The sequence below is a fragment of the Streptomyces sp. NPDC021562 genome (assembly GCF_040640875.1).
GTDB lineage: Bacteria > Actinomycetota > Actinomycetes > Streptomycetales > Streptomycetaceae > Streptomyces.
This window is the reverse complement of sequence record NZ_JBFACN010000009.1, coordinates 63,315-89,336: the sequence shown is the minus strand read 5'-3', so window position 1 is coordinate 89,336 and position 26,022 is coordinate 63,315. Positions and strand designations below refer to the sequence as shown.

The window sequence follows — 26,022 nt, the reverse complement described above, 5'->3', positions numbered from 1 at the left end:
CGGTCGGGGGTGCCGGTCCCCACCTGGTCCCCAAAAAATGATCAAGGGCCGGTTTCGGAGGCATCCAAAACCGGCCCTGACCTGCGACTGTCTCCAGTCGGGACGACAGGATTTGAACCTGCGACCCCTTGACCCCCAGTCAAGTGCGCTACCAAGCTGCGCCACGTCCCGCTGCGGGGTCACGCGGTGGCTACCGCGTGATCACGCAGGTCAACACTACCGTACGCGTACGGGTGCCGCCGCCGGCCGGTCCGTGACCGGGCCGGTGACCCGGCTCGCGCGCCGGACCGGGACCAGGAGCGCGGCCCCGGCGGCGGTCAGGCAGAACAGGGTGAGCAGTGCCCAGGCGTGGGTGTAGCCGGAGGCGTACGGGAGCCCGGAGGGCTGGAGCCGGCCGGTGACCAGGACGCTGGTGAGCGCGGCGCCGATGGAGCCGCCGATGGTTCGGATGTTGGCGTTCATGCCGGTCGCGGCGCCGGTCTGCTCGGGCGGGACACTGCCGACGATGAGGTTGGCCATGGAGGCGAAGGCCAGTCCGATACCGAGGCCGAAGAGCCCCGCGACGACGCCGATCTGCCACCGCTCGTCGTGCCAGAGGGTGAGGAATCCGCAGGCCAGCGCGCCCAGCGCGGCCCCGGCGGTGAGCTGGGCCTTGGCGCCGACGCGGGGTTCGAGACGGCCGCCGACGACGCCCGAGAGGAACATGGCGACCAGCATCGGCAGCATGAGCAGGCCGGACTCGGTGACGGTGGCCCCGAAGCCGTAGCCGGCCGTGGGCGGGGTCTGGACGAAGCCGGGCAGGAAGGACCAGATCGCGTACATGCCGGCGCCGAAGAGCAGCGCCGCCGCGTTGGTGGTCCAGACGGCCGGGAGCCGCATCACACGCAGGTCGATGAGCGGGGTCGCGGAGCGGGCCTCGGTGCGCAGCCAGACGGCGAACAGCACGGCGGCCGTGGCGAACAGGCCGAGCACCCTGGCCGAGCCCCAGCCCCACCGGCCGGCCTGGCTCAGCGGCAGCAGCAGGGCCACCAGCCAGGCGGAGAGCAGCCCGGCGCCGAGCCAACTGACGCTGCCCTGGGCGCGCTTGGGGGACTCGGGGACGTAGCGGGCGGCGATCAGGACCGTCACGGCGACGACGCCGACCGGGATCCAGAACAGCCAGCGGTAGTCCAGCGCCGAGACGATCGGGCCGGCGGCCACGATGCCGACGCCACCGCCGGCCGCGATCACCGCGGACAGGTTGCTGATGCTGCCGCTGACCTCGGCCGGGCCGAACTCGTCCCGGATGATGCCGAAGGAGAGCGGGAACAGGGCGCCGCCGATGCCCTGGACCACCCGGGCGACGATGAGTACGCCGATGTCGGGCGCGAGGGCGGCGAGCAGACAGCCGGCCAGGACGGCGAGCAGCACGGCGACGAGACTGCGCTTCTTGCCGGTCAGGTCGCCGACCCGGCCGAGTATCGGGGTGAAGACCGAGGCGGACAGCAGATACGCCGTCATCACCCAGGTCGCGGTGGACTGCGAGGTGTGCATCGCGTGCTGGACGGTCGGCAGGGCCGGCGCGACCAGCGACTGGAGCATGGAGAACACGCCGGCACCGGTCGCGAGGACCGCGAAGGTGAGGCGGGTGGACTTCCGGGGCATGAAGGAGCCTCTCCGACATCGGAACGGAGGGAGAACGGATCGGGGCAGCGGTGGCCGCCCTGCTAAAGTGGAGGTTCCCCTCCACTCTAACGGAGGTGACCCTCCGTTTCAACCGAAGTCGAGGATTCCCTCCGGTTCTGTCCTGTCGCACGGGAGGCAGCAATGACGGACACCCCGTTCCCCGTCAGTGAGATCGTCGCGTCCCGGCGGCCCCACCGTAAGGACGCGGCCCGCAACTACGACGCGCTGATCACGGCCGCCCGCGAGGCGTTCGCCGAGCACGGTTCGGACGTCTCGCTGGAGGACGTCGCCCGCCGCGCGGGGGTCGGCATCGGCACCCTGTACCGGAACTTCCCCACCCGCCGCGACCTCTTCGAGAGCGTCTACGCGGACGAGGTCAACGCGCTGTGCCGGGCCGCCGTGGAACTCGGCGGGCAGGAGCCGTGGGAGGCCCTGCGGTCCTGGCTGGACCGCTTCACCGGCTACATGGTCACCAAGCGGGCGGTGCGGGAGGCGCTCAACGACGAGTCGGAGATCTTCTCCGCCTGCCGGGAGTCGATGTACGCGGCCGGCGGTCCGCTGCTGGAGAGAGCCCAGAAGGCGGGCGTGGTACGGCCCGACATGGAGATCGGCGACCTGCTGCGCATGGTCTCCGGCATCGCGGCCACCGCCTTCGAGGACGAGGCCCAGCGGGACCGGGTGATGGGCATCGCCCTGGACGGCGTACGAACGGTGCGCTGAGCACCCGTCAGGCGCTCGGCGCCCTGCCCTCGTACGCCGCCCGCAGCACGGCCAGCGCGTCCGCGGCCGTCACCGGCCGCGGATTGGCGTACGCCTGACCCGCCACCTGTGCGGCGGCCACCGGCAAGTCGGCCTCCTTCAGGCCGAGTTCGGCGAGGGAACGCGGTGCTCCCAGGTGCACGCCCAGGTCCCGCACGGCGCCGGGTGCGTCGTCCGTGCCCAGCGCCCTGCGCACGGCGGTGACCGCCCGCGGGGCCGCCGGCGCGTTGAAGGCGAGGGCGTACGGCAGCACCACCGTGTGGGTCTCGGCGTGCGGCAGGCCGAAGGTGCCCCCGAGGACATGGCAGAGCTTGTGGTGCAGGCCCATGGTGGTGGCCCCGAGACAGGCCCCGCACAGCCAGGCGCCGTACAGGGCCCGGGAGCGGGCCGGCAGGGAGTCCGGGGCGGCGGCGATCGCGGGCAGCGCGTGCGCCATCGCCCCCGCCGCCTCCTCGGCCATCAGCGCGACCAGCGGCGAGCCGTCCGGGGCGTACAGCGCCTCGACCGCGTGGGCGAGGGCGTTGATCCCGCTGGTCACCGAGAGCGGCACGGGCAGGGAGAGGGTGAGTTCGGGGTCGTACACGACGCTGCGCGGCAGGACGACGGGGTCGCGGCCGGTGCGTTTGGCGCCGTGCTCGGTCAGGCCCCAGACGGGGGTCATCTCGGAACCGGCGTAGGTGGAGGGCACGGCGATCAGCGGGAGGCCGGTGCGCAGGGCGATGGCCTTGCCGAGGCCGATGGCCGAGCCGCCGCCGACCGCCACGCAGCCGTCGGCGCCCGCGGCCCGGGCCGCCTCGACGCCCCGGTCTGCGACCGCCACCGGGACGTGCATCCGGGCCCCCGTGTGCAGGCCCGCGCAGGCCGGGCCGAGCGAGTCGGCGACCGCCCGCGCGGTGTCCGCGCCCCGCTCGCCGCTGAGCACCAGCAGCCGCCGCAGGCCCAGCCGCCGGGCCTCCTCGGCGGTCGCGGTGAGCGCGGCACCGGCCCGGAAGACCACCCGCGCGGCCCACGTCTCGTGCACGAAGCCGGGATCGGCGAGGCCCGGGTCGCCGGCACCGGGGTTCCCGGCGGCCGGCTCTTCGCCGCCGCGGTTCACGAGGGGTCCAGCACGAGGTCGAAGCGGGCGTGCCGGAAGGGGTTGGCCACGTCGAACTCCGCGGCCAGGGCCGGGTCGTCGGTCGGGGTGAAGTCCTTGACCAGGCTGGGCTTCACCGCGAACACGGCGTCCGAGTCCAGGTACGCGCCGCCGGCGACGAAGATGTGCGTGGTGACCGGTTCGTGTCCGTCGGCCGAGACGATGAAGTGGATGTGGGCGGGCCGGTAGGGGTGCCGTCCGGTGGCCTTCAGCAGGTCGCCCACCGGGCCGTCGGTGGGGATCGGGTAGGCGCTGGGCACACAGGTACGGAACCAGAAGCGGCCCTCGGCGTCCGCGGTGAACAGCCCCCGCCCGTTGCCGGCCGGCTGGATCCCGGGCTGCTGCACGTCGTAGAAGCCGTGCGGGTCGGCCTGCCACACGTCCAGGACCGCGCCGGGCAGCGGGGTGCCGTCGGCGGCGCGGACGACACCGCTGACCACACAGGGTTCGCCGGTGCCGACGAGGTCGATGTCGGCGCCGAGCTCCCGCACCGGGGACTCGGTCATGTGGAAGGGCCCGAGGACGGTCGACTCGGTGCGTCCGGGAGCACGGTGCCCGTTGATCTTCTCGACCAGCATGGACAGGCCCAGCACGTCGGAGAGCAGGATGAACTCCTGCCGGGTGTCCGTGCAGGTCTGCCCGGTCGCGGTGAGGAACGCGATCGCCGCCTCCCACTCGTCGCGGGTCAGCCGGGTCTCGCTCGCGAAGGCGTGCAAATGGCGGATGAGCGCGCTGAGCAGTTCGCGCAGCCGGGGGTCGTCGGTGCCCCGCAGGCTCTCGACGGCCTCGGTGGTGACCGCGTCTTCGGTTGTCATGCCGGCTCCTTGGAGGAGGAACAGTGACCTTGAGTGATCGTAAACGCGTTGACCGTCGAAGGAACGAGATCAGGAACGAGATCAGGAACGAGATCCGGTCGCGGGTCTACTTGATGAACGCGTTGGCGACCACCACGACCACCCCCAGCAGCGCGTCGACCGCCCCGATGAGCACGGCCGCGAACCAACTCCGCCGTGAGCGGCGGGCGGTGACGAGCCCGAGGCCGAACAGGATCACGATGTTCAGGACGAACGCCGGGTACTCGATCCCCTGGGCCGGCCACCAGCCCCAGCCGGCGCCCGCGAGCAGGAGCACCGTGGGGAGCACGGCGACGACCAGCGGCCACTCCTCGGCCAGGCTGCGCGGCAGGTCCCAGCGCCGCTGCGGGGCCCGCTCGGCGATGTGGTGGGCGTAGCCGTGGGCCAGCGCGGACGCGCAGGCGGTGACCAGCAGCCACACGGCGTCGTAGCGGCGGCTGGCGGCGGAGGTGTGACCGTACTGGGTGAGCGCGGCAACCATCGAGCAGGCGAGCACGGCGCCGTAGACCCCGCCGAACAGGACCGCCTCACGGGTGTCGTGCGAACGCGGCCGGGCCGTGACCGGCGTCGGGTCAGCCATGCTCTCCACGATCACCCGGGCGGCTCGCCCCCGCCAGTCCGGACGGCTCACCCCCGCCCTGCCCGGCGGCCCGACGAAGTGTCCTGCCACCAGGCCCGATGTCCGGCACCCTGTCCACGGTCCGGCGCCCGGCCGGCTCGCTAGGGTCGGCGTATGACGACGCCCAGCTTCGCCCTGCACATCCCCGACGCCGCACTCGAACCCGAGCCGCTGGACCCGGCGCAGATCGTCTCCGGCACCCCCGAGGTGACCGGGAAGGTGGTCTGGGAGTCGGCCGACGGCAAGCAGGTCCGCGGCATCTGGCAGATCACCCCGGGGGTGGTCACCGACACCGAGGCCGACGAGCTGTTCGTCGTGATCAGCGGCTCGGCGACGATCGAGGTCGAGGGCGGGGAGACGTTCCGGGTGGGCCCCGGCGACCTGGCCGTGCTGCGCGCGGGCGACCGGACGACGTGGACGGTGCACGAGACGCTGCGCAAGGCGTACGCGATCAGCCTCTGAGGGTGACCCTGTGAGGGTGTTGCTCAGCGGGTCGGGGGCGTGGGCATGTTGTACGGCGTGACCACCTGGATCGCCGACGGCAGCGTCGGGCCGGCCGGGGGCAGCGCGCCCTGGGCCCGCATCACCAGGTGGCAGGCCTCCCGCATGTCGTGGCGCAGGTCGTGGTGGAGGACGGCGGACAGCCGGTGCTCGCGCAGCAGGCGGGTGTTGTCGTGGTCGAGGTCGTGGGCTATGAACACCGCGCACTCCCGCCCCAGTTCGGCGAAGGCGCGCAGGGTGGCGATGTTGCCGCCGCCGATCGAGTAGACGGCGCGGATCTCCGGGTCGCGTTCCAGGGCGGCGCGGACCAGGTCGTACTGGGTGGCGTCCAGGCCCTGGCCCTCGGCGATCTCCACCAGGGTGCGCTCGGGGTGGGTGGCCCGCATGACGCTGCGGAAGCCCATCTCGCGCTCCTCCTCGTTGCGGAAGAAGCCACTGCTGAGGCTGGTGAGGACGTTGCCCGGCCGGTCGCCGAGCCACTGGCCCGTCAGATAGGCGGCGGTGGCTCCCGCGGCGCGGTTGTCGCTGCCGACGTACGCGAGCCGGCCGCTCGCGGGCAGGTCGGTGACCAGGGTGACGACCGGGATCTGCGCCGACCGCAGCCGCCCGACGGCGGCGGTGACCTCGGGGACGTCCGGTGCCTTGAGGATCACCCCCTGGGAGCCCCGCCTGGCGATCCGGTCCAGTGTCTGCACCAGGTCCGTGACCGGCCCGGTCTCCCGGAAGTGGAACCGGGAGCGCACCACCGCCGGGTGCAGCGACGGCAGTTCCGCCTCCAGCGCGGCCCGCACGGCGGTGGTGAACCGCTCGGGCGCGTGCATCACGATGTCGACCATGAAGGTACGGCCGACCAGCCGGACCTGGGTGCGCTGCCGGTCCAGGTCGGCGATCGCCTGCCGCACCTCGCGTTCGGTGCTCTCCCGCACCCCGCCCCTGCCGTTCAGCACCCGGTCCACGGTGGCCTCGCTGAGCCCGGCCTGACGTGCGATCTCACGGATGGGGAAAGGGTGACCCACGGCCTGGCTCCTTGAGGGGTTTTTGATGGCCCGCTGCTGATTGTTCGAGGGGTTTGTACTGACAAGAATGGCAGAGCCCCGCCGCCCCCGTGGCCGCGCCCCTGGCCCCGGCCGTGGCCGTGGCCGTGACCGAAAGCAGGACGTCGATGTCCCTCGCAGCCGAACAGGGCCGCCCCTGGCTGTCGTCGCAGGACTGCGACCTCGGCACCTTCCGCGACCTGGTCGAACGGACCACCGACCCCGCCGACTACCCGCACGCCTCGGCCGTGGTGGACAACGTCCTCGTCTACGACGGCGAGCGGCTGCGCGGCGACGGGGCGCCGCACGGGCTGCGGACCGAACTGGTCCGCGCCCTGACGGACGGCCCCGGTGTCGTCGTCTTCAGGGGCGCGTTCCCCGATCCGGGGGTGGTCGACCGGGCCACGGCGGTGTTCGAGGCGCTGCTCTCGGAGCAGCGCGAGTCGGGCGCGCGGGCCGGCGACCACTTCGCGAGACCGGGCGCCAACGAGCGGGTGTGGAACGCCCTGGAGAAGGCGGCGCTGTACGACCCGGAGGCGTTCGCCGACTACTACGCCAACGACGTCGTGGCACTGGTCTCACTGGCCTGGCTGGGCCCCGGCTACCAGATCACCTCCCAGGTGAACGTGGTGAACCCCGGGGGCGCGGCGCAGACCGCGCACCGCGACTACCACCTCGGTTTCCTCTCCGACGAGCAGGCCGAGGCCTATCCGGCGCATGTGCACCGCCTCTCCCCCGTGCTCACCCTGCAGGGCGCGGTCGCGCACTGCGACATGCCGGTGGAGTCGGGACCGACCATGTACCTCCCCTACTCCCAGACCTACGAGCCCGGCTACCTGGCCTGGCGGCGGCCGGAGTTCCAGTCCTACTTCAAGGCCCGTCACGTGCAGCCGGCTCTCGCCAAGGGCGACGCCGCGTTCTTCAACCCGGCGGTGTTCCACGCGGCCGGCACCAACCGGACCCTCGACGTGCGCCGGACGGCCAACCTGCTCCAGGTGTCCTCGGCCTTCGGGCGGCCCATGGAGACCGTGGACCGGGAGGCGGTGGTCAACGCGGTCTACCCGGCGCTGCGGCGGCGCCGCTCGGAGGGCGCGGGCGAGGCGTGGCTGGAGCACGTGGTCGCCGCGAGCGCCGAGGGCTATCCGTTCCCGACCAACCTCGACAGTGACCCGCCGGTCGACGGCATGGCTCCGCCCTCGCAGGCGGACCTGGTGCGGCGGGCGCTGCGGGAGGACTGGCTGCCGCGGGTGCTGCGGGACGAACTACGGGCCGCCACGGCCCGGCGCGAGAGCTGAAAGGGCGACGTCACATGGGACTTCTCGACGAGAAGGTCGTCCTCGTCAACGGCGGCAGCCAGGGCGTCGGCGCGGCCGTCGCGCGGGCCGCGGTCCGTGAGGGCGCGACGGTGGCCGTGACCGGCCGCCGCCCGGAGCCCGGCGAGGCGCTGGTGGCCGAACTGTCCGCCGCGGGCGGCAAGGCCCTGTTCGTGCGCGCCGACCTCGCCGACGCCGGGCAGGCCGGGTCCTCGGTGGCCGAGGTGACCGGCACGTTCGGCCGGATCGACTGCCTGGTCAACGCGGCGGGGCTCACGTCCCGGGGCACCCTCCTCGACACCACGCCCGAGCTGTTCGACCAGCACATCGCGATCAACCTCAGGGGACCGTTCTTCGCGATGCAGGCGGCGGTGGCCGACATGGTCGGGCGCAAGGCGCCGGGCACGATCGTCAACATCATCACGTTCGACGCGCACGGCGGGCAGCCGTTCCTCGCGCCGTACGTCGCGGCGAAGGCCGGTCTGATCGGCCTGACCCGCAACGCCGCGCACGCGCACCGGTGGGACCGGGTGCGGATCAACGGGCTGAACATCGGCTGGACGGCGACGGAGGGGGAGGACGCGACGCAGCGGGCGTTCCACGGGGCGGGGGACGACTGGCTCAGGGAGGCCGCGGCCAAGGTGCCGATGGGCAGGCTGGGGCAGCCGGACGAGATCGCCGACTTCGTGGTGTTCCTGCTGTCGGAGCGGTCGGGAGTGGTCACCGGGTCGGTGATCGACTGGGACCAGAACGTCCTGGGGGGTCTCGGCTAGAAGTCCGCCGCCCGCTCAGCCCCGCGCCCCTTTCGACGGCGCCCCACCATCCAGCAGTCAAGGAGTGACACCCCCATGCGTATCGGAATCCTCGGCCTCGGCCGCATCGGCGCCTTCCACGCCGAGACCCTCTCCGGGCTCGACGCCGTCGAGTCGCTCGTCCTGACCGACCCGTTCGCGGACGCCGCGAAGGCCGCCGCCGAGAAGTTCGGGGGCGAGGTCGTGGACTCGCCCGAGGCGCTGCTCGCCGCCGGGGTGGACGGCATCGTCGTGGCCGCCGCCACGGACGCCCACCCCGCCCTGATCCTGGCCGGTGTCGAGGCCGGCATCCCGGTCTTCTGCGAGAAGCCCGTCGCCAAGCACATGAGCGACGGCGTCGAGGTCCTCAAGGCCGTCCAGGGCAGGGGCGTGCCCATCCAGATCGGGTACAACCGGCGTTTCGACGCCGGGTTCGTGGCCGCGCGCGCCGCGGTGCAGGCGGGCGAACTGGGCAAGCTGCACACCGTGCGCTCCACCACCCTGGACCCCGCGCCGCCCCCGGCCGCCTATGTCGCCGCGTCCGGTGGCATCTTCCGGGACTGTTCCGTGCACGACTTCGACATCATCCGCTGGGTGACCAGCCGCGAGGTCACCGAGGTCTACGCGGTCGGCGGCAACCGGGGTGCCGACTACATCAGGGAGGCGGGCGACGCCGACACCACCGGCGCGATCCTCACGCTGGACGACGGCACCATCGCGGTGGTCTCCAACTCGCGGCACAACGCGCGGGGTTACGACGTCCGCATGGAGCTGCACGGCTTCCAGGACTCGATCGCGGTCGGCCTGGAGGACAAGCTCCCGCTGCGCTCGGTCGAGCCCGGCGTGACCTTCCCCGCGGGCACCCCGCACGACTTCTTCATGGACCGGTTCACGGCCGCCTACCGTGCCGAACTCACCGCGTTCACCGAGGTGGTCGCCGGCACCCGGACCTCCCCCTGCACGGTCGAGGACGCCCTGGAAGCGGGCTGGATCGCCGAGGCCTGCACCCTGTCTCTGCACGAGCACCGTCCGGTGACGATCGCAGAGGTGCGCGGAGCCTGACGCCGCGCACGGCGACGGGGCGGCCACCAGGACCGAGCACGCGGTCCCGGTGAGCCGCCCCGTCGTCTTGTCCCGGTCGCTCAGAGGCCGTAGCGGACGGCGAACTCGTCCGGGTCGTACCTGTCCCGGTCCGGGTCGTGCGGGACCGCCTGCCGGGTCTCCACCATGTCCTCCGGGCGGATCCGCTCGGGCAGGGCGCCGAACCGCTCCCGGCGCCGGCCCGCCTCGGTCGCCGTCTCCTCGTGGCTCATGCCGGTCCTCCCCGTCGTGGCAACGGATCCTGCCTCGCCGGGAGAACGCGCGTGCCCCGGCGGGTGTTCCCGAACCCGCCGGGGCACGTGGAGGGGCCGCGCGGATCTCTCCGCGCGGCCCCTGGACGCGGCAGTCAGGTGTCAGGCGCCGCAGGACCGCGGGCACCTGGGGGGTCCGCGCCGCGCGACGGGCAGCGGCGTGTCCGGCGCGCGCCCGGTCGCTGCGCGGCCTCCGGGCCGGGGCCGGTTCCGGTACCCGGCGGGCGGTGCGCACATCGTTCCCGGGGCCACGGGCGGCCCGGACGGCGTGCCCGTGGCGAGGTGGGCCCACTGCGCCGGTCGGCTCCGGCGGCGCCGGGGAACCGGCCCCGTCAGGCCTTGCTCTCGGGGCCGCTCGCCACCGGGGCCCCGAGGTCCTCCTCTTCCGGGAGTTCCTCGGTGTCCACGCCACGGACCTGGGAGAGCTCGTGCTTGAGGGCGGCCAGCTCGGCACCGCCCGCCATGTGGTTGGTGAGCTCTTCGAGGGTGATGTCGCTGCGCCGGGCGGAGAGTTCCAGGGTGCCGAGGCGCAGCACGCTGAAGTGGTCGCCGACCATGTAGGCGTGGTGCGGGTTGTGGGTGATGAAGATGACGCCCAGGCCGCGTTCGCGGGCGGCGGCGATGTACTTCAGCACGACACCGGACTGCTTGACGCCGAGGGCGGCGGTCGGCTCGTCGAGGATGAGGACGCGGGCACCGAAGTAGACGGCGCGGGCGATGGCCACGCACTGGCGCTGGCCGCCGGAGAGCGTGCCGATGGGCTGCTCCAGGTCGTCCAGGACGATGCCCATGTTGCGCAGTTCCCGGTCGGCGGTCTCCTTCATCCGGGCGATGTCGAGACGGCGCAGGGGCCAGGGGCCCTTGGTCATCTCGGAGCCGAGGAAGAAGTTGCGCCACACCGGCATCAGCGGGACGGTGGCGAGGTCCTGGTAGACGGTGGCGATGCCCTTGTCGAGGGCGTCGCGCGGGCTGGCGAAGCGCACCGGCTCGCCATCCACGAGGAGGTCGCCCTCGGTGTGCTGGTGCAACCCCGAGATGATCTTGATGAGGGTGGACTTGCCGGCGCCGTTGTCGCCGAGGACGCAGGTCACCTGGTTGGCGAAGACCTTGAGGTCGACGCCGTGCAGGGCGCGGATGTTTCCGTACGACTTGCCCGTGGAGCGCAGTTCGACGATCGGGCCGCCGTCGGTGGGCGCCGTGTCCTGGAGGATGGCACCGTGCGTTCCGGTTGTGTTGTCTGTCATCGGGTCACCTCCTGGTCGCGGTGCGCTGGACCCACAGGTTGATCATGACGGCGCCGAGCAGCATGACGCCGAGGAAGGCCTTGAACCAGTCGGGGTTCCAGCCGGCGTAGACGATGCCCTGCTGCACCATGCCGAACATGAAGGCGCCGAAGACCGGGCCGATCGCCGAACCGGCGCCGCCGGTGAGCAGGCAGCCGCCGATCACCGCGGCGGAGATGTAGATCAGCTCCTGGCCGACGCCCTCGCCGGACTGCACGGTGTTGAAGGAGAACAGCTGGTGCATGCCGACGAACCAGGCGCCGAAGCCGACCAGCATGAACAGCGAGATCTTGGTGAAGTTCACCGGGACGCCGACCGCGCGGGCGCTGTCCTTGTTGCCGCCGACCGCGAAGATCCAGTTGCCGTACCTGGTGCGCAGCAGGACCCAGGTGGCGACGGCGGCGAAGAACAGCCACCAGAAGATGGTGATCTTCACGTCGACGCCGCCGATGGTGACGGTCGAGGCGAAGATGCTCTTCACCTGGTTGAAGCCGTCCATGTTGCTGATGTCGTCGGTGGCGACGTTGCCGGTGACCAGCTTGGTCACGGCGAGGTTCACCCCTTGGAGGATCAGGAAGCTGCCCAGGGTGATCAGGAAGCTGGGCAGTCCGGTGCGGACCACCAGCCAGCCGTTGAGGGCGCCGATGGCGAGCGACACGACGAGCGCGGCGATCACGCCGACCCACACGTTCATGGACAGCTGGTAGGCCAGCATGCTCGCGGTCAGCGCCGAGGTGACCACCGCGACACCGGCCGAGAGGTCGAACTCGCCGCCGATCATCAGCAGGGCGACCGGGATGGCCATGATGCCGATGGTCGAGGACTGGTAGAGGATGTTCGCCATCGAACTGGCCTCGCGCACCGGCGGGGCCGCGACCAGGAAGAAGACGTAGACCGCGACGGCACCGAGGAAGACGCCCACCTCGGGCCGGGCCAGCAGCCTGAGGGCCAGCGGCCGTTGTGCGGTGCGGCCGTCCTTCTCCTGCGAGCCGGGGGCCGGCGGTGTCGCCACCGCCGGCGCGGACTGCTGACTCATACCGATCACCGGGTGCCCTTCGCGGCGAACTGGGCGACCTTCTCGACGTTGGACTTGTCGACGAAGGCCGGGCCGGTCAGCACCGGCTGCTCGCCGCCGCCGCTGTAGTTGCCGTTGTTCTTGTAGAGCCACAGCGAGTCGACCGCGAGGTAGCCCTGGAGGTAGGGCTGCTGGTCCACGGCGAACTCGATGGTGCCCTTGCTGATGGCGCCGGTCAGGTCCTTGTTCAGGTCGAAGGTGGCGATCTTGGCCTTGCTGCCCGCGTCGGACACCGACTGCACGGCGATCAGCGCGATGGGCGCGCCGAGCGTGACCACGTGGTCGACGGAGCCGTCCTGCTTGAGCTTGGCGGTGATCGTCGACTTGACCGAGGTCGGCGAGGTGCCGTCGACGTACAGGGTCTCCGTCGTCCCGGAGAACGTCTTCTTCACGCCGTCGCAGCGCTGGGTGAGGCCGACGTTGCCCTGCTCCTGGATGACACAGACGACCTTCTTGGCGCCCTCCGTGTTCAGCCGGTTGCCGAGCGCCTCGCCCGCGACCGTCTCGTCCTGGCCGAAGAACTCGAGCAGACCGAGCTTCTTCCAGTCGCTCAGGCCGGAGTTGAGCCCCACGACCGGGATGTTCGCCGAGCTCGCCTTGGAGATGACGTCCTTCATGGCGTCCGGCTTGGCGAGGGTGACGGCTATCCCGTCGACCTTCTGGTCGATCGCGTTCTGCACCAGGTTGGCCTGGTTGCCGGCGTTCGGATCGGCCGAGTAGACCAGCTTGATGTTGTCCTTGGCCGCGGCCGCCTCGGCACCCTTGCGGACGATGTCCCAGAAGGTGTCGCCGGGCGCCTGGTGGGTGACGAGCGCGACCGTCATGCGGGGGGTGCTCGCCTTGCCGGCGGAGGCGGCCGCGCCGCCCTCCTCGGACTTCTTTCCTCCGGTGCTGCTGGAGCAGCCGGTGAGGGCCAGGGCGGCCGCCGCGGCCGCGGCGACGAAGGGGGCCAGTTTCCGCGTACGGGTACGGGCTGAGCGGTCCATCTTTCCTGCACCTCACTGTGCGCCGGGGGAAAAGGGGGATCTCGGGGATCCCGTGCCGGCCCGGGCCGAAAAGTGATGGTCCGAGCCGGTGCTGCGTGTTGGGACGGGATACAAGTCCCTGCGCGGCCCGCTGTCAATACTTTGTTAAGACATCATTTCACGCTCAGGTCCGAATGTAAGTACAAACCATTGACAGCGCGACTCGCCCCGATCTACACCTGAGGGGCATCCGTCCACCCCGAAGACCGTACCGAAGCCCGTACGCAGCCGATCCCTACCCGCTTCCGCCGGGTGTACCCCCACCCCCCCGCCCCGATGAGGTCCCTCATGAGCCAGCCGACCACCCGCCTGACCGTCGCCCAGGCACTGGTGCGGTTCCTGTCCGCCCAGTACACCGAGCGCGACGGCGTCCGGCACCGGCTCATCGCCGGCACCTGGGGCATCTTCGGCCACGGCAACGTGGCCGGGATCGGCCAGGCGCTCCTGGAGTACGGCGACGTGATGCCGTACCACCAGGGCCGCAACGAACAGGCCATGGTGCACGCGGCCGTGGCGCACGCCCGGCAGCTGGACCGGCTCTCCGCGCAGGCGGTGACCACGTCCATCGGCCCGGGCGCCACCAACCTGGTGACCGGCGCCGCCCTCGCCACCATCAACCGCCTGCCGGTGCTGCTGCTGCCCGGCGACTACTTCGCGAGCCACGCCCCCGACCCGCTGCTGCAACAGCTGGAGCACCCAACCGAGTTCGACGTCTCGGTGAACGACACCCTGCGTCCGGTCTCGCGCTACTTCGACCGGGTCACCCGCGCCGAGGCGCTGATCCCCTCCGCCCTGAACGCGATGCGCGTGCTCGCCGACCCGGCCGAGACCGGCGCGGTCACCCTCGCCCTCCCCCAGGACGTGCAGGCGGAGGCCTACGACTGGCCGGAGGAGTTCTTCGCCGACCGTGTCTGGCGGGTACGGCGGCCGGCCCCCGACCCGGCCGAGCTGACGGCCGCGGCAGCCGCCGTACGGGCCGCCCGGCGCCCGTTGATCGTGGCGGGCGGCGGAGTCCACCACAGCCGCGCGGAGGACGCCCTGAGGGCCCTCGTGGAGGCCACGGGCATCCCGGTCGCCTCGACCCAGGCGGGCAAGGGCTCGCTGCGCCACGACCACCAGGCCGATCTGGGCGGTATCGGGCACACCGGGACCGCCGTCGCCGACGACCTGGCCCGCACCGCCGACCTGGTGATCGGGGTCGGCACCCGGTACTCGGACTTCACCACGGCCTCCGGCACCCTCTTCCAGAACCCGGCCGTCCGCTTCGTGAACCTGAACATCACCGGCCTCGACGCCCACAAGCAGTCCGCGCACCCGCTGGTCTGCGACGCGCGCACCGGGCTCACGGCCCTCACCGAGGCCCTCGCGGGGCACCGGGTGGCCGCGGAGTACGCGGCCGAGTACCGGGCGGGCAAGGAGCGCTGGGAGGCCGTCGTCGAGGCCGCCTACCGCGCCGACGACGAGGACGCCGTACCGACCCAGACCCAGGTGCTCGGCGCCCTGGACGCCGTGGTCGGGGATGACGACGTTGTCATCAACGCGGCCGGTTCGCTCCCGGGCGACCTGCACAAGCTGTGGCGGGCCCGCTCGCCGCGCCAGTACCACCTGGAGTACGGCTACTCCTGCATGGGGTACGAGATCCCGGCGGGCATCGGCGTCCAGCAGGCCGCGCCGGACGTGACCGTCTGGTCGCTGGTCGGCGACGGCACCTACCTGATGATGCCGACCGAGATCGTCACCGCCGTCCAGGAGGGCCTGCCGGTCAACCTGGTCCTCGTCCAGAACCACGGCTACGCCTCCATCGGCGGCCTGTCCGAGACGGTGGGCGGCGAGCGGTTCGGCACCGCCTACCGGTACCGGGCCGCCGACGGCACCTTCTCCGGCGCCCCGCTGCCGGTCGACCTCGCCGCCAACGCGGCCAGCCTCGGCATGGACGTGCTGCGCGCCAAGACGGTGCGGGAGCTGCGCGAGGCGCTGTCCGCGGCCCGCGCGAGCGACCGGCCCACGTGCGTGTACGTGGAGACGGACCCGGCGACCGGCGCTCCGCCCGCCGAGGCGTGGTGGGACGTGCCGGTCGCCGAGACGGCGTCCCGCGAGGCCGCCGTACGCGCCCGTGCGGACTACGACCGGCAGGTGGCCGACCGCGTCCGGCACCTGTGACCCCCAGAACCCCGGAAGGAGGTCTCCCGGTGGCCAGAACCGGTGATTCCACCCGCGCCGCGACCGTCTCGGCGCTCGACACCCTGGACTTCGCCCTGGACCGGGGCAGCCCGGTGCCGCTCTACTACCAGCTCGCCCAGCAGCTGGAGGAGGCCATCGAGCACGGCGTCCTGGCGCCGGGCAACCTCCTGGGCAACGAGATCGACCTGTCGGTACGGCTCGGCCTGTCCCGGCCCACGGTCCGCCAGGCCATCCAGTCGCTGGTCGACAAGGGCCTGCTCGTGCGCCGCCGGGGCGTGGGCACCCAGGTGGTGCACAGTCAGGTCAAGCGCCCGCTGGAGCTGAGCAGCCTCTACGACGACCTGGAGTCGGCCGGGCAGGGCCCGACCACCCAGGTGCTGCGCAACGAGCGGATCCCGGCGACCGCCGAGGTGGCCGCGGCGCTCGGCATCGCGGAGGGCGCGGAGGTGGTGGTCCTGGAGCGGCTGCGCTGCACCCACGGCCAGCCGGTGGCGTTCCTGTGCAACTACCTGCCGGCGGCCCTGCTCGACCTGGAGACGGAACGTCTGGAGTCGACCGGCCTGTACCGGATGATGCGTACGGCAGGCATCACCCTGCACAGCGCCCGGCAGACCGTGGGCGCCCGCAGCGCGACCGCCGAGGAGGCCGCCCGGCTGGACGAGCAGGCGGGCGCCGCCCTGCTCACCATGCGCCGCACGGCCTACGACGACACCGGCCGGCCGGTGGAGTACGGCAGCCACGTCTACCGGGCGTCCCGGTACGCCTTCGACTTCCAGCTGCTCGTCCGGCCGTAGCCCGTCGTCGGCGAGAAGGCGGGAGCAGCAGGTCCGGGGGTGTGAAACCAACATGCCCGCACACGAGCCCCCACGGAGTTTGTCCGGTGGGGGCTCGCTCGTCCCGCTTTGTTCAACAAACCGGCAGGCGACCATGACGATTACGTTTCGGGCAAGAGACGGGCGAGAGAGACGCAGGCTATTGACGCATGAGAGGACAACCGGCTGTTATTGCGCCCACGATGTTCGGCCGAGTTGGTTTCTGATCGGTTTCGGGACCTTTCGAAGATCAGCTCTTCCCCTTGCCGAACCCTGTTACTCCAGGAGCCGCCATGCGCATCTCCCCGTCCGGTCTTCACGTGCCGGGTCCGAGCCGCCGTAACGTCCTGCGTGGGGCCGGCTCCGCCGCCCTCCTCGCGGGTGCCGGCATACCCCTGCTGTCCGCCTGCGGAAGCAGTGGGTCCTCCTCCGACCCGAAGACCGTGAGCCTCGGCTCCAACTCGTCCGACGCGGTGCCGAAGAAGGCCTTCGCGGAGATCTACGCGGCCTTCACCAAGCAGTCGGGCATCAAGGTCGACGTCAACACGAAGGACCACAACACCTTCCAGGAGCAGATCAACTCCTACCTGCAGGGCACGCCGGACGACGTGTTCACCTGGTTCGCCGGTTACCGCATGCAGTTCTTCGCGGCCAAGAACCTGGCCTCGCCGATCGACGACGTGTGGGCGAAGATCGGGGACAACTTCCCCGACGCGATGAAGCAGCTCAGCAAGGGCGAGGACGGCAAGTACTACTTCGTCCCGCTGTACACGTACCCGTGGGCGGTCTTCTACCGCAAGAGCGTCTTCCAGGCGAAGGGCTACGAAGTCCCCACCACCTGGGACGCGTTCGTCGCCCTGTGCAAGAAGATGAAGGGCGACGGCCTGGTCCCGATCGCCTTCGGCGACAAGGACGCCTGGCCGGCGATGGGCACCTTCGACCAGATCAACTTCCGCCTCAACGGCTACGACTTCCACAAGTCCCTGATGGCGGGCAAGGAGTCCTGGACCGACCCCAAGGTCAAGGCCGTCTTCGACCACTGGGCCGAGATCCTCCCCTACCACCAGGACGGCTTCATGGGCCGCACCTGGCAGGACGCCGCCCAGACCCTGGTCTCCAAGAAGGCCGGCATGTACGTCCTCGGTTCCTTCGTGGGCCAGCAGTTCACCAACAAGGCCGACCTGGACGACCTCGACTTCTTCGCCTTCCCGGAGCTCAACTCCGCGTACGGCCAGGACACCGTCGAGGCGCCCACCGACGGCTTCATGGTCAGCAAGTCCCCGAAGAACCACGACGGTGTCGTCAAGCTCATGGAGTACCTCGGCACCCCCGAGGCCGAGCAGATCTACCTGAAGGCCGACAACAGCGTGGTGGCCGCCTCCAGCAAGGCCGACACCTCGTCGTACACCGCGCTGCAGAAGAAGGCGTACACGATGATCAGCGGCGCCAAGAACCTCACCCAGTTCATGGACCGCGACTCCCGCCCGGACTTCACCTCCACGGTGATGCAGCCCGGTCTGCAGAAGTTCCTGCAGAACCCGAAGGGGATCGACAGCCTGCTCTCGTCCATCGAGCGCCAGAAGAAGACCATCTTCGCCTCCCAGTGAGCTCTGGAATGACCACCGATACCCCCACGAAGTCCCAGGAGGCGGCCGCCGTGCCGCCTCCTGGGCGCGCGTCCGAGAAGAAGCGGATCCGGCAGGGGCACAAGCGCCTGCTGACCCGCCGCGACCGGATCACGCTCGCCTTCATGGCGGGCGTGCCGACGATCCTGCACGTTCTCCTGGTCTGGGTGACCGCCCTGGCCTCGATCCTCCTCGCCTTCACCACCTGGGACGGCATCGGCTTCGACTCCATCAAGTGGGTCGGGCTGGACAACTTCAAACAGCTCTTCGCCGACAACCCGCAGTTCTGGCCCGCGGTCCAGCACAACGTCATCTGGTTCGTCGTGCTGATCCTGATCCCGACGCCGTTCGGCCTGTTCCTGGCCGTACAGCTGGACAAGAAGATCAGGTTCACCCGGATCTACCAGACCGCGTTCTTCCTGCCGGTCGTCATCTCGATGGCCTGCATCGGCTTCGTCTGGCAGCTGATCTACAACCCGGACACGGGTCTGATCAACAGCATCATCGGCGCCAACAAGCCCGGCCACTACATCGACTGGATCGGCGACCCGAAGCTCAACCTGTGGGCCGTGCTGATCGCCGCGTCCTGGCGGCACGCCGGCTACATGATGATCCTGTACCTGGCCGGCCTCAAGAGCGTGGACCCGTCGCTGCGGGAGGCCTCGGCGCTGGACGGCGCCAACGAGTGGCAGACGTTCAAGAACGTCATCTTCCCGACCCTGCGCCCGACCAACACGGTCGTCCTGGTCGTGACCATCATCGAGGCGCTGCGCGCCTTCGACCTGGTCTTCGTCTTCAACAAGGGCGCCCAGGGAACCGAGTTGCTCTCCATCCTGGTGACCAACAACATCATCGGCGAGTCCAGCCGGATCGGTTACGGCTCCGCGATCGCGGTGGTCCTGCTGGTCATCTCGCTGATCGTGATCATTCCGTACCTGATCGCGACCTTCCGGAAGGAGCGGCGCGCATGAGCACCGTGAGCGCGCTGGCCAAGCAGCGCAACCCGATCCGCCCGGCCCGCGTCCTGCTGCACGTGTTCCTCGCCGGGGCGGCCCTGGCCTGGCTCGCCCCGCTGCTGTGGGCGGTCTTCTCGGCCATGCGCCCCTACAGCGAGACCAGCGCGCGCGGCTACCTGTCCTGGCCGCACACGCTGAACTTCGACAACTTCAAGAACGCGTTCACGCAGTCGGACATGACCCACTACTTCATGAACACGTTGATCATCGCGGTCCCGGCCGTGCTGCTCACGCTGTTCCTGTCGTCGATGGTCGCGTTCTACGTCAGCCGGTTCGACTTCCGGGTCAACCTGGCGCTGCTGCTGGTGTTCACCGCGGGCAACCTGCTCCCCCAGCAGGTCATCATCACCCCGCTGTACCGGATGTACCTGCTGACCAACCTGCCGGGCATCACCCAGAGCGGCAAGCTGTACGACTCGGCGCTCGGCCTGGTGCTGATCCACGTCGCGTTCCAGTCCGGGTTCTGCGCGTTCGTGCTGTCGAACTACATGCGCTCGCTCCCGCACGAGCTGACCGAGGCCGCGCTGGTGGACGGCGCCTCGGTGTGGCGGCTGTACTGGCAGATCACGCTGCCGCTGTGCCGGCCCGCCATGGCGGCCCTGGCGACCCTGCTGTCGATCTGGATCTACAACGACTTCTTCTGGGCGCTGGTGCTGATCTCGACCGGTGAGAACATGCCGATCACCTCGGCGCTGAACAACCTCTCCGGCCAGTACTTCACCGACCCGAACCTGGTCGCCGCCGGCTCGCTGCTCACCGCGATCCCGACTCTGATCGTGTACTTCGTGCTCCAGAAGCAGTTCGTCAGCGGTCTGACCCTGGGCTCCGCGAAGGGCTGACCCGGTTCCCCCCGGCCGGGTGCGTGCGCACTCGGCCACCCGTGAAAGAGAACCCCGTGCACAACCCGTTCACCCCGGCCGCCGCCGTGCCGGTGGACACGCGCACCGCCCGTGTCCATGAGGAGGGCTGGCAGTCCTGGTCACCGAGCGGCTCCTACGCCCTCGGGGCCGCGCCCCGCCGCCCGACGAACGACAACCGGGCGACCGTCTGCCAACGCCCCGGCCGCGCCGTGCCGGCCGGGGTCTTCCAGGGCGAGGGCCTGCTGGCGCTCGACCCGGGCGACGGCTCCCCGGTCCGGCTCTGGGCGGCGCCGGACCCGCTGCACGAGGTGCCCTCGATCCGCCTCACGGTCGCGGGCCCGGTCGCCGAGGTGGCGGCCGACGGCCCGGTCAAGGAGTGGACGGGCACGGACGTCCAGTCCGTGCTGGCCGAGTGGGCCGACTCGCTCGCCCTGCCGGCCCCGCGCCCCGCGCCGACCGTCTGGTGCTCCTGGCACGCGTACTTCACGGCCGTCACCGAGGACGACGTCCACGAGAACCTGCGGGCGATGGACACCCTCGACCTGCCGATCGACGTGGTGCAGATCGACGACGGCCACCAGAAGGCGCTGGGCGACTGGCTGACCCTCTCGGGCCGGTTCCGCTCCCGGCAGGGCGTCGCGGACACCATCCGCGCCCGCGGCCGCCGGGCGGGCATACGGACGGCGCCCTTTCTGGTCGACCCGGCGAGCGAACTCGCCGCGACGCACCCGGACTGGCTGGTCCGCGACCCCGACGGCGGCCCGCTCCACGCGGGCCGCGACCGGGGTCACGACCTGTACGTCCTGGACACCACGCACCCGGCCGCCGCGGCCTGCCTCACCGAGGTGTTCGCGACGCTGCGCGCCGAGGGCTACGACTACTTCAAGACCGACTTCCTCTACGCGGGTGCGATGGACGGCGTCCGGCACTCGGGCGCGGACGCGCTGACCGCCTACCGGTTGGGCGTCGCCCTGATCCGGGAGGCGATCGGCGCGGACGCCTACCTGCTGGGCTGCGGCGCCCCCGTCCTGCCGTCCATCGGCCTGTTCGACGCGATGCGGGTCAGCCCCGACACGGCCCCGCACCGCCGGCCCGAGGCCGGTGACTACAGCCGGCCCGGCCAGGACCCCGCCGAGTTCACCGGCGCCGCCCGCCAGTGGCAGCACGAACGCCTCTGGACCAACGACCCCGACTGCCTGCTGGCCCGCCCCGCGGTGGAGACCCGCGCCCGCTGGGCGGCCCACGTGGAGGCCGTCGGCGGCCTGGTCGCCTCCGGCGACCGGCTGCTCTCCCTCGACCCGTGGGGCGTGGAGACGACCCGCCGCATTCTGACCGGAGTTCACCGATGAGCGACCGCACCCTCTCCGTCCCGGGCATCGCCTACGGCGGCGACTACAACCCCGAGCAGTGGCCCGAGGAGGTCTGGGACGAGGACGTCCGCCTGATGCGCGAGGCGGGCGTCAACATGGTCAGCGTCGGCATCTTCTCGTGGGCGCTGATGGAGCCCTCCGAGGGCGTCTTCGACTTCTCGCGGACGGACCGGATCCTGGACCTCCTGCACGAGAACGGCATCGCCGCCGACCTCGCCACCCCCACGGCCGCGCCGCCGGCCTGGTTCTTCCGCGCCCACCCCGAGGCGCTCCCGGTGGACCACGACGGCCGCACCCTGTCGTACGGCAGCCGCCAGACGTTCTGCCCGAGCAGCCCCGCCTACCGCGAGGCCGCGCTCCGCATCACGGCCGCCCTCGCCGAGCGGTACGCGAGCCACCCGGCCGTCACGATGTGGCACGTCCACAACGAGTACGGCTGCCACAACGCGGCCTGCTACTGCGACACCAGCGCTCAGTCCTTCCGGCGCTGGCTGCGGGCCCGCTACGGCGACGACCTGGCCGCCCTCAACCACGCCTGGGGCACCACCTTCTGGAGCCAGTGGTACTACGACTGGGAGGAGATCCTGCCGCCGCGCGCGACCGGCGCCGTACCCAACCCGACGCAGCAGCTGGACTGGCGCCGGTTCTGCTCGGACGAACTGCTGTCGCTGTACACGGCCGAGCGGGACGTGCTCCGGGAGGCGGCCCCGGCGATCCCGGCCACCACCAACTTCATGGTGATGGCCACCTTCGACGCCCTCGACTACTGGCGCTGGGCACCGGAGCTGGACGTGGTGGCCAACGACCACTACCTGATGTCGGCCGACCCCGAGTCGGAGATCGACGTCGCGCTCAGCGGTGACCTGATGCGGTCGCTGGCGGGCGGGCCGTGGCTGCTGATGGAGCACTCGACGGGCGCCGTGAACTGGCAGCCCGTCAACCGGGCGAAGAATCCGGGCGAGTTGCGGCGCAACGCGCTCGCCCATGTGGCACACGGCGCCGACGGCATCGCGTACTTCCAGTGGCGGGCGGCGAAGGCGGGTGCCGAGCAGTGGCACTCGGCGATGCTGCCCCACGCGGGCACCGACAGCCAGATCTGGCGGGACGTGGTCCGGCTGGGCGCGGACCTCAGGGCGCTGGCCGAGGTCCGCGGCAGCACCGGCACGGCCGAGGTGGCCGTCGTCTGGGACTGGGACGCCCGATGGGCGGTCGAGCTGCCCTCCCAGCCCAGCGGGGAGCTGCGCTACCTGGACGTGGTCCGGGCCTGGTACGAGCCTCTGTGGCGGGCGGGCGTGGCCGTGGACTTCGTCCGCCCGGACGCCGACCTGTCGGCGTACAAGGCGGTCCTCGCCCCGAGCCTGTACCTGGTGGACGACGCGGGCGCGGCCAACCTGGCGGCCTTCACCCAGGCCGGCGGCACCCTCGCCGTCGGCTTCCACAGCGGCGCCGTGGACGAGAACTGCCATGTGCGGCTGGGCGGTTACCCGGGGGCCTTCCGGGAGCTGCTGGGCGTGTCCACCGACGAACTGTTCCCGCTGCTGCCCGGACAGCGGGTGACGCTCAGCGAGGGCGGCACCGGGTCGCTCTGGTCGGAGCGGGTCCGCCCGGCGGGCGCGGACGTGGTGACGTCGTACACCGACGGGCCGCTGGCCGGCGTGCCCGCGGTCACCCGGCACGGGTACGGCTCGGGTGCCGCCTGGTACGTGGCCACCCTCCCGGACGCCGACACCCTGGCGGGGCTGCTGGACCGGATCCGCGCCGAGGCGGGCGTGACCGCGGTCCGCACCGCCCCGGCGGGCGTGGAGGTGGCCCGGCGGCGCGGCGCGGACGCGGACTACCTGTTCGTGATCGACCACGCCGGGCAGGGCGCCGAACTCTCGGTCGCCCCCGGCTCGGTGGAACTGCTGTCCGGCAAACCGGCCGACGGCACGGTCACCGTGGCGCCCGGCGACGTCGCCGTCGTACGCGAGCCGCGGGCCCGGTAGCCGCCGGGGGCCGCGCGGGGCCGTGCCCCGGCGGCGGCCATGCCGTCTCCTGCGTTCGCGCACCCGGGGTCCGGGTGCGCGAACGCAGTCTTCGGCTCGAAGTGCGCTTCAGGTCACGGCTGTCGACCGGATCACCGGCCGGCGAACGGGCCCTCCAGGGCCGCCCACTGCAACAGCATGATCGTCTTGGCGTCGGCGATCTCGCCCGTCCGGATCATCTCCAGGGCCCGGCGGAAGGGGAGTTCGAGGATCTCGATCTCCTCGCCCTCCTCGTCCAGGCCGCCGCCCTCGTGGGTGCGGGTGGACGGGCCGTAGGCGGCCGCGTAGAAGGAGATCCGCTCGGTGACCGAGCCGGGGCTCATGTAGACGTCGAAGACGTGCTGGACGTCGCCGACGGTGTGCCCGGTCTCCTCGACGACCTCCCGGCGGACCGCGTGCTCGGGGTGTTCGTCCGCCTCGTCCAGGAGTCCGGCGGGGGTCTCGATCAGCATGCCGTCGGGGTGGCCGTTGACGTACACCGGGAACCTGAACTGGCGGGTGAGCAGGACGGTTTCGCGTTCGGCGTCGTACAGGAGCAGGGTGGCGCCGTTGCCGCGGTCGTGGGTCTCGCGCTCCTCGGTGCGCCAGGTGCCGTCGGCGTGCCGGTAGTCGAAGGTGGTGGCCCGCTCGACGTACCAGTGGCTGGAGAGCAGTTTCACGTCCCGGACCCGCACGCGCGGGTTGCCGGTCAGGTCCCGGCCGGTGCGGTCGAGTCCGGTACGGCCCCGGCGGTCCGGGGTGTCGATCCCGGCGGTCATCGGATGCCGGCCGGACGGGTGCAGGTGTTCGGATTGCGCATGATCACCTGTCTACCACCCGCCCGGTCCGGCCGATGTGACCTAGTGCACCTCCGCCTTCGCGGGGTCCTCGTCGAGGAAGCCGCCCGACTGGTGCTGCCACAGTTTGGCGTAGGCCCCCTGCGCGGCGAGCAGTTCGTGGTGCGTGCCCTGCTCGACGATCCGGCCCCGGTCCAGGACCACCAGGCGGTCCATGGCGGCGACCGTGCTCAGCCGGTGCGCCACCACCAGGGCCGTCCGCCCCTCCATGAGCCGCCACAGCGCCTCCTGGACGAGGAGCTCGCTCTCGGAGTCGAGGGCGCTGGTCGCCTCGTCCAGGAGCAGGATCGGGGCGTCCCTGAGGATCGCCCGGGCCAGTGCGACCCGCTGCCGCTGGCCGCCGGAGAGCTTCACGCCCCGCTCCCCCACCATCGTCTCGAAGCCGTCGGGCAGCGCGTCGGCGAACTCCGTGACGTGCGCGGCCTCCGCGGCCCGCCGGATCTCGGCGTCGGTGGCGCCGGGCCGGGCGAAGGCGATGTTGTCGCGCAGGGTGCGGTGGAACATCGCGGGGTCCTGCGGGACGTAGGCGATCTGGCTGCGCAGGTCGGCCTGGCGCAGCCGGCTGATGTCCTGTCCGCCGATCGTGATCCGGCCGCCGTCGATGTCGGTCATCCGCAGCAGCAGCCGGGTCAGCGTGGTCTTGCCGCCGCCCGACCGGCCGACGAAGCCGAACCGCGACCCGCCGGGCACCTCCAGGTCCAGCCCCTCGAACAGGGGTGTGGCACCCGCGTGGGTGAAGGAGACCTTCTCGAAGCGGACGTCCGCGGCCTTGGGGGCGAGCGGTTCGGGCTCCTCCGGGTCGAGCACGGTCGGCGGTTCCAGGAGCAGTTCGGTGAACTGCGCGGCCTCCGTCATGGAGCTTTCCATGCGCCGGTAGATCTGGTTGAACTCGAACATGATCCGGGTGGCGTTGGTGTAGTACGTGAAGGCGACCACGACCGCCTCCACGCTGTGCCCGCCGCCCGCCAGCGTGACGGCGAGCAGCAGGCCGAGCGCGTTGGTCGCCACGGACATCGGCGCGACGAACGTGTCGATGCGCAGGTTGCCGTAGTCCCAGGAGCGCAGCTGGCGCCGCCGCGACTCGGCGACCCGTGACCGGTGTTCGGCGGCCTCCCGCTCCTCGGCGGCGAACGCCCGGACCGTGTCCATGTTCATCAGGCTGTCGGCGACGTGCCCGGACACCCGGGCGATGGCCTCCTCACGTTCGGCGACCAGCTGCTGTCGGCGCCGGATCAGCGGCACCGCGCACACCCCGGTGGCCGCGATCATCGTCAACAGGCCCGCGACCAGCAGCGGTTCGTAGCGCCACAGCACCACGGACCCGAAGGCCAGCGGCACGAAGCTGCCGACGATGTTGAAGGTGAGGGTGTCGCCGAACTCCTCGAAGCGGGTGGCGAAGCTCAGCACCCGCTTGGTGAGCGACCCGGCGAAGTTGTCGTGGAAGAACGCGGCGTCCTTCGCGAACAGTTCGTCCATCCCGATGACGTACAGCCGCTCGATGCCGAGCGCGTCCAGGCGGTTCAGGCAGTGCAGACCGACCCGCCAGAGCGCCTCCGCCAGCAGCAGGACGCCGGCGAAGCCGAGGACGTACGGCAGCGCGCTGCGCGGGCTCAGGCCGTGGCCGTCGGCGATCCGGCCGACCAGCTTGGCCACGACCAGCGGGGCCAGGTAGTTGATTCCGATGTTGCCGAGCGCCGGCAGCAGCATCGCGGGCACGGTGAGCCGCTTGAGCCGCGCCAGCTCCCGTCCGTAGTAACGGAGCGCGAGCAGCACCGCGCCCCTGCGTGGTCCGGTGGCAGGTAAATCGACAGAGGATGTCATGTCAACCCTGTGTAGTCGTCACGCGGCATGCCGAGTCGGCCGCCACAGGTTCGTGCCGGCCTGGAATCGGC

At 71.4% G+C, this 26,022-nt stretch carries 23 protein-coding genes and 1 tRNA gene; 12 read left to right on the top strand and 12 right to left on the bottom strand.

Annotation, left to right across the window (positions count from 1 at the left end):
• Window positions 1–97: 97 nt before the first annotated feature.
• Together AB0G52_RS15995 and AB0G52_RS15990 are read right to left on the bottom strand one after the other, a co-directional pair.
• Window positions 98–171: transfer RNA gene (locus tag AB0G52_RS15995), tRNA-Pro, on the bottom strand.
• A gap of 45 nt (window positions 172–216) precedes the next feature.
• On the bottom strand, window positions 217–1,644 hold the full coding sequence (locus AB0G52_RS15990; RefSeq protein WP_361336899.1) for an MFS transporter: 1,428 nt from the start codon (window positions 1,642–1,644) through the stop codon (window positions 217–219).
• A gap of 162 nt (window positions 1,645–1,806) precedes the next feature.
• Between AB0G52_RS15990 and AB0G52_RS15985 the strand changes: the two genes are divergently transcribed.
• Window positions 1,807–2,385, top strand: coding sequence for a TetR/AcrR family transcriptional regulator (locus AB0G52_RS15985; RefSeq protein ID WP_132887927.1), 579 nt, complete (start codon window positions 1,807–1,809; stop codon window positions 2,383–2,385).
• Between the two features lie 7 nt (window positions 2,386–2,392).
• Here AB0G52_RS15985 and AB0G52_RS15980 read toward each other — a convergent pair whose 3' ends face one another.
• The 3 genes from AB0G52_RS15980 to AB0G52_RS15970 all read right to left on the bottom strand — a co-directional run bounded on the left by AB0G52_RS15980 (window position 2,393) and on the right by AB0G52_RS15970 (window position 4,993).
• On the bottom strand, window positions 2,393–3,445 hold the full coding sequence (locus tag AB0G52_RS15980) for a maleylacetate reductase (protein ID WP_132888150.1): 1,053 nt from the start codon (window positions 3,443–3,445) through the stop codon (window positions 2,393–2,395).
• A gap of 71 nt (window positions 3,446–3,516) precedes the next feature.
• A complete protein-coding gene (locus AB0G52_RS15975) occupies window positions 3,517–4,374 on the bottom strand; it encodes an intradiol ring-cleavage dioxygenase (RefSeq protein WP_132887926.1) in 858 nt (285 codons plus the stop codon).
• A 106-nt stretch (window positions 4,375–4,480) separates the two neighbouring features.
• On the bottom strand, window positions 4,481–4,993 hold the full coding sequence (locus AB0G52_RS15970; RefSeq protein WP_132887925.1) for a hypothetical protein: 513 nt from the start codon (window positions 4,991–4,993) through the stop codon (window positions 4,481–4,483).
• Window positions 4,994–5,146: 153 nt separating this feature from the next.
• Here AB0G52_RS15970 and AB0G52_RS15965 point away from each other — a divergent pair, with 153 nt between their 5' ends.
• Window positions 5,147–5,494 (top strand): cupin domain-containing protein, encoded by a 348-nt coding sequence (locus AB0G52_RS15965; RefSeq protein WP_132887924.1) that lies wholly within the window; start codon window positions 5,147–5,149, stop codon window positions 5,492–5,494.
• A 23-nt stretch (window positions 5,495–5,517) separates the two neighbouring features.
• Here AB0G52_RS15965 and AB0G52_RS15960 read toward each other — a convergent pair whose 3' ends face one another.
• Window positions 5,518–6,549 carry a LacI family DNA-binding transcriptional regulator gene (locus AB0G52_RS15960; protein WP_132887923.1) on the bottom strand — a complete coding sequence of 344 codons (1,032 nt, stop codon included), beginning with the start codon at window positions 6,547–6,549 and terminating at the stop codon, window positions 5,518–5,520.
• A 146-nt stretch (window positions 6,550–6,695) separates the two neighbouring features.
• Here AB0G52_RS15960 and AB0G52_RS15955 point away from each other — a divergent pair, with 146 nt between their 5' ends.
• From AB0G52_RS15955 to AB0G52_RS15945, 3 genes are all read left to right on the top strand, one after another.
• The gene (locus tag AB0G52_RS15955) at window positions 6,696–7,862 is read left to right on the top strand and encodes a phytanoyl-CoA dioxygenase family protein (protein ID WP_132887922.1); all 1,167 of its coding nucleotides are present in this window, start codon (window positions 6,696–6,698) and stop codon (window positions 7,860–7,862) included.
• A 14-nt stretch (window positions 7,863–7,876) separates the two neighbouring features.
• Entirely contained in the window at window positions 7,877–8,653 is a 777-nt protein-coding gene (locus AB0G52_RS15950) for an SDR family oxidoreductase (RefSeq protein ID WP_361336896.1), read from the top strand.
• Window positions 8,654–8,728: 75 nt separating this feature from the next.
• The gene (locus AB0G52_RS15945) at window positions 8,729–9,733 is read left to right on the top strand and encodes a Gfo/Idh/MocA family oxidoreductase (RefSeq protein ID WP_361336894.1); all 1,005 of its coding nucleotides are present in this window, start codon (window positions 8,729–8,731) and stop codon (window positions 9,731–9,733) included.
• 80 nt (window positions 9,734–9,813) lie between these two features.
• Here the strand turns inward: AB0G52_RS15945 and AB0G52_RS15940 are convergent, their stop codons facing one another.
• The 4 genes from AB0G52_RS15940 to AB0G52_RS15925 all read right to left on the bottom strand — a co-directional run bounded on the left by AB0G52_RS15940 (window position 9,814) and on the right by AB0G52_RS15925 (window position 13,367).
• The gene (locus tag AB0G52_RS15940; protein WP_165939291.1) at window positions 9,814–9,984 is read right to left on the bottom strand and encodes a hypothetical protein; all 171 of its coding nucleotides are present in this window, start codon (window positions 9,982–9,984) and stop codon (window positions 9,814–9,816) included.
• Window positions 9,985–10,355: 371 nt separating this feature from the next.
• Window positions 10,356–11,267 (bottom strand): ATP-binding cassette domain-containing protein, encoded by a 912-nt coding sequence (locus AB0G52_RS15935; protein WP_132887919.1) that lies wholly within the window; start codon window positions 11,265–11,267, stop codon window positions 10,356–10,358.
• A gap of 4 nt (window positions 11,268–11,271) precedes the next feature.
• Window positions 11,272–12,348, bottom strand: coding sequence for an ABC transporter permease (locus AB0G52_RS15930; protein WP_132888149.1), 1,077 nt, complete (start codon window positions 12,346–12,348; stop codon window positions 11,272–11,274).
• Window positions 12,348–13,367 carry a sugar ABC transporter substrate-binding protein gene (locus AB0G52_RS15925; RefSeq protein ID WP_132887918.1) on the bottom strand — a complete coding sequence of 340 codons (1,020 nt, stop codon included), beginning with the start codon at window positions 13,365–13,367 and terminating at the stop codon, window positions 12,348–12,350. The genes AB0G52_RS15930 and AB0G52_RS15925 overlap by 1 nt, the downstream gene beginning before the upstream one ends.
• Window positions 13,368–13,694: 327 nt before the next feature.
• Here AB0G52_RS15925 and iolD point away from each other — a divergent pair, with 327 nt between their 5' ends.
• The 7 genes from iolD (at window position 13,695) to AB0G52_RS15890 (ending at window position 23,255) form a co-directional block, all read left to right on the top strand.
• Window positions 13,695–15,566 (top strand): 3D-(3,5/4)-trihydroxycyclohexane-1,2-dione acylhydrolase (decyclizing), encoded by a 1,872-nt coding sequence (gene iolD, locus AB0G52_RS15920; protein ID WP_361336891.1) that lies wholly within the window; start codon window positions 13,695–13,697, stop codon window positions 15,564–15,566.
• A 29-nt stretch (window positions 15,567–15,595) separates the two neighbouring features.
• Window positions 15,596–16,381: a GntR family transcriptional regulator gene (locus AB0G52_RS15915; RefSeq protein ID WP_132887916.1), complete on the top strand. Its 786-nt coding sequence runs from the start codon at window positions 15,596–15,598 to the stop codon at window positions 16,379–16,381.
• 311 nt (window positions 16,382–16,692) lie between these two features.
• The gene (locus tag AB0G52_RS15910; protein WP_132887915.1) at window positions 16,693–18,006 is read left to right on the top strand and encodes an extracellular solute-binding protein; all 1,314 of its coding nucleotides are present in this window, start codon (window positions 16,693–16,695) and stop codon (window positions 18,004–18,006) included.
• Window positions 18,007–18,014: 8 nt separating this feature from the next.
• A complete protein-coding gene (locus AB0G52_RS15905; RefSeq protein WP_361336888.1) occupies window positions 18,015–18,995 on the top strand; it encodes a sugar ABC transporter permease in 981 nt (326 codons plus the stop codon).
• On the top strand, window positions 18,992–19,879 hold the full coding sequence (locus AB0G52_RS15900) for a carbohydrate ABC transporter permease (RefSeq protein ID WP_132887913.1): 888 nt from the start codon (window positions 18,992–18,994) through the stop codon (window positions 19,877–19,879). Before AB0G52_RS15905 ends, AB0G52_RS15900 begins: the two co-directional genes overlap by 4 nt.
• 56 nt (window positions 19,880–19,935) lie before the next feature.
• A complete protein-coding gene (locus AB0G52_RS15895) occupies window positions 19,936–21,249 on the top strand; it encodes a glycoside hydrolase family 36 protein (RefSeq protein ID WP_361336886.1) in 1,314 nt (437 codons plus the stop codon).
• Window positions 21,246–23,255, top strand: coding sequence for a beta-galactosidase (locus tag AB0G52_RS15890; RefSeq protein ID WP_361336884.1), 2,010 nt, complete (start codon window positions 21,246–21,248; stop codon window positions 23,253–23,255). The genes AB0G52_RS15895 and AB0G52_RS15890 overlap by 4 nt, the downstream gene beginning before the upstream one ends.
• Window positions 23,256–23,386: 131 nt before the next feature.
• Here the strand turns inward: AB0G52_RS15890 and AB0G52_RS15885 are convergent, their stop codons facing one another.
• Together AB0G52_RS15885 and AB0G52_RS15880 are read right to left on the bottom strand one after the other, a co-directional pair.
• Window positions 23,387–24,052 (bottom strand): NUDIX domain-containing protein, encoded by a 666-nt coding sequence (locus AB0G52_RS15885; protein WP_361336882.1) that lies wholly within the window; start codon window positions 24,050–24,052, stop codon window positions 23,387–23,389.
• 81 nt (window positions 24,053–24,133) lie between these two features.
• Complete coding sequence (locus AB0G52_RS15880; protein ID WP_361336880.1) at window positions 24,134–25,951, bottom strand: ABC transporter ATP-binding protein; 1,818 nt, start codon at window positions 25,949–25,951, stop codon at window positions 24,134–24,136.
• Between the last annotated feature and the right edge of the window lie 71 nt (window positions 25,952–26,022).